Raw genomic sequence first — 306 nt, 5'->3', positions numbered from 1 at the left:
GTCGCTCAATTGCTGAAGCGCCAGAAGGGACGTTGTAACGCTTGCAACTTGGTCTTCAAGACCGATGATGTCATTGAAATCGACCACATCAGGCCGCGCTCTCAAGGCGGGCTAGATGTTTCAGCTAATTGGCAACTGTTACACCGACATTGTCACCACAACAAATCTGCCGCTGAGCTACGTTCAGCAGGGAGTAGAGAGGTCTGATTGTCATTCACCCAATCGTTGAGGAGCCGGATGAAGGGAAACTTTCACGTCCGGTTCTGTAGACCATCGTCGGGGGCGACCCCGGCGATGAGTTTAACC

Annotated in this window: 1 protein-coding gene; it reads left to right on the top strand. The window is 52.6% G+C overall.

What is annotated here, in order from left to right; genetic code table 11:
• Positions 1-9: 9 nt before the first annotated feature.
• Entirely contained in the window at positions 10-207 is a 198-nt protein-coding gene (locus JUK32_RS28760) for an HNH endonuclease (RefSeq protein WP_375541575.1), read from the top strand.
• Positions 208-306 lie beyond the last annotated feature (99 nt).

Origin of the sequence: Halomicronema sp. CCY15110, assembly GCF_016888165.1 — a bacterium.
GTDB lineage: Bacteria > Cyanobacteriota > Cyanobacteriia > Phormidesmidales > Phormidesmidaceae > Halomicronema.
The sequence above is the reverse complement of the archived record's forward strand: the minus strand, read 5'-3'. Positions and strand labels throughout refer to the sequence as shown.